At 57.4% G+C, this 2,637-nt stretch carries 3 protein-coding genes; 2 read left to right on the top strand and 1 reads right to left on the bottom strand.

What is annotated here, in order from left to right:
• The coding region (locus JJE47_15685) for a hypothetical protein (protein ID MBK5268860.1) at nucleotides 1-699 on the bottom strand (699 nt) is incomplete at its 3' end.
• A 20-nt stretch (nucleotides 700-719) separates the two neighbouring features.
• Between JJE47_15685 and coaE the strand changes: the two genes are divergently transcribed.
• A complete protein-coding gene (gene coaE, locus JJE47_15680; protein ID MBK5268859.1) occupies nucleotides 720-1,316 on the top strand; it encodes a dephospho-CoA kinase in 597 nt (198 codons plus the stop codon).
• An 11-nt stretch (nucleotides 1,317-1,327) separates the two neighbouring features.
• On the top strand, nucleotides 1,328-2,637 hold a 1,310-nt coding region (locus JJE47_15675; protein ID MBK5268858.1), incomplete at its 3' end, for a DEAD/DEAH box helicase family protein.

Raw genomic sequence — 2,637 nt, 5'->3', positions numbered from 1 at the left:
GGCTCCATCGGTGTTCATGTAGATTTCGGCCCCACTGAACGGAACCGCGGATCGAATCGTTGCGAGTGCAGCCGTCCCGATCGTGGTGGCAGACAGGTCCTCGTTTTCTGTAAGGCCGACCAGGCGAGTGAGTAGCAAGTTGGTGTTCTCAAGTTGTTCGAGGCGTGCCCCGGTCTCCGCCGTCATTTCCGTGAGCGCTTCGACGTGATCCATCGCCTCGAGGATCAGTCTTCTCGCAAGACCGAATGTTGCGGCTACCAGCAACAGCAGTCCGATCCAGCTTGCTATTCCGCCATAACTCAGCGACTGCCGGCTTATTTCGATTGCCACGAGTATCCCGGCGGAGAGTCCGGCGGTGGCAGCTCCGAGGCGGTATCCACCCATCAAGGCTGCCAGCATTATCGGCGTGACTGCCAGAAGTAGGAACGTGGATTCGAAGGAACCGGTCAGCGCCATTGAGCTAGCGGTGAGCGAGGTGGCAACGGTCGCGGCGCCTTCTCGCCAGATCGGTTTCAGAAGCAACCGACGAGGGAGCAGTTGGAACCCCACCACATAGATGCCGCTCAGCACTATCGCCGGCCAGGCGGCGTTCGGGTGTTGTATGAAGCCGTCGACGGAACCCAGAATAAGAAACAGCCAATTCAGGCCGGCAATAACTGCCATGAGGCGATTGAGCCAGCGTTCTGAGAACTCAGTCATGATCGGTACGATGCATTGGTATGGAACAAGGTAGCCAGGCTTTTGTGCTCTGTGGTGGTATCGGCGCCGGGAAGTCGTACGTGAGCGCCCTTTTCGAATCGGCCGGAGTGGAAATGATTGAGGCTGATCGAATCGGACATGAGGTCCTTCTTCCTGAAGGGTCCGCCTTCGGGGCGGTGGCAGCCCGGTGGCCTCAGGTGCTTGAGCGCGGTTTGATCGATCGGAAGAAGCTCGGCGCCATCGTGTTCCATTCCCCCGACGAACTGGCGGTGCTCGAATCGATGACCCATCCCGCCATTGCTCAGGAGATTGCCCGCCGAATCTCAACTAGCTCGTCACGATTTGTCGGCGTTGAACGTCCATTTCTTGACGGACTGGTAGGTCAGGGGGTTCCCGTCGTGGTGGTGGACGCGCCAGACCTCGTGCGTGCAGCACGGTTGAGGAACCGCGGCTTGACCGACGAAGAAATCAGCTCACGCATGGCGGCTCAACCCGAGCGTGGTGCCTGGCTGGAGCACGCCGATTTTGTCATAGACAACGGGAATGGTTCCGATATCGTGAGTCAGGTATCGGCGGCCATTCATTGGCTTGAGGGTTTTGTCACAGGCACCAGATAAGCTGGCACGATATGCCACCCTTTAAAGTCCATGCCGATTTCGAACCCGCTGGAGATCAGCCGGCTGCCATTGCAAAACTGGCTGATTCGATCAATCGGGGGGAACGCTTCCAGACGTTGTTGGGTATTACGGGTTCGGGTAAGAGTGCCACGATGGCCTGGACCATCGAAGCCGTCCAGAAGCCCACGATTGTGATTGCTCCAAACAAGGCGTTGGCTGCTCAACTGGCCAACGAGTTCCGCCAATTCTTCCCCGAAAATCGGGTCGAATATTTCGTCTCGTATTACGACTATTACCAGCCTGAGGCTTACATGCCCCAGTCGGACACGTTCATTGAGAAAGAGTCGACGGTCAACGACGAGATCGACCGGCTCCGGCACGCTGCCACCTCTGGCTTGTTGACCCGCGACGATGTCATCATCGTGGCATCGGTGTCGTGCATCTACGGGCTGGGGACGCCCGAGATGTACCTGGGACAGGTCGTCCGGCTCATCAAGGGGGTGGAATACGACCTCGACGCAGCGATTAGAAAACTGGTCGACATCCAATACGAGCGCAACGAAGTCAGTCTTACCCGCGGGAAGTTCCGGGTCAAAGGGGATACTCTGGAAGTGTTTCCGACCTACGAAGAGACCATCGTCAGGGTCGAATACTGGGGTGATGAAGTCGAGCGTATCGTACGTATGAATCCGGTCACTGGCGAGATCATCGAAGAACTCAAGGAAGTCTGGATCTTCCCGGCCACGCACTACGTGACCTCACGCGAGCGTATGGAAGAGGCAACCGCCGCAATCGAAGTCGAGCTCGAAGAGCGCTTGGGCGAACTTGAGTCAAAGAACAAACTGTTGGAAGCCCAACGGCTTCGAATGCGCACGTCTTATGACCTTGAGATGATGCGCGAAGTCGGCTTCTGCTCTGGCATCGAGAACTACTCCAGGTTTTTGGACGGGCGTCAACCAGGTGAAGCCCCCTACACCTTGCTGGACTACTTCCCGGACGGGTATCTGACGATCGTCGACGAGTCGCATGTGACGGTTCCCCAGATTGGCGGACAGCACGCCGGCGACCGGAGTCGCAAGGACGTCCTCGTGGAACATGGCTTCCGCCTGCCGTCAGCTCGAGACAACCGTCCGTTGCGGTTTGATGAGTGGCTTGAGAAGGCCAATCAGATTGTGTTCCTGTCAGCAACCCCTGGCCCGTTTGAGCGTGAGCAATCAACCGTGCTCGTCGAGCAGATCATTCGACCAACCGGACTCATTGACCCGGAGGTCATCGTTAAGCCAACGAAGGGGCAAATTGATGATCTGCTCGAGGAGATTCG

The organism is Acidimicrobiia bacterium, assembly GCA_016650365.1.
Classification (GTDB): domain Bacteria; phylum Actinomycetota; class Acidimicrobiia; order Spongiisociales; family JAENVV01; genus JAENVV01.
The sequence above is the reverse complement of the archived record's forward strand: the minus strand, read 5'-3'. Positions and strand labels throughout refer to the sequence as shown.

Bases quoted from the DNA above. Each gene is read 5' to 3' on its own strand.
- coaE (MBK5268859.1), top strand. From the start codon at position 720: ATGGAACAAGGTAGCCAGGCTTTTGTGCTCTGTGGTGGTATCGGCGCC.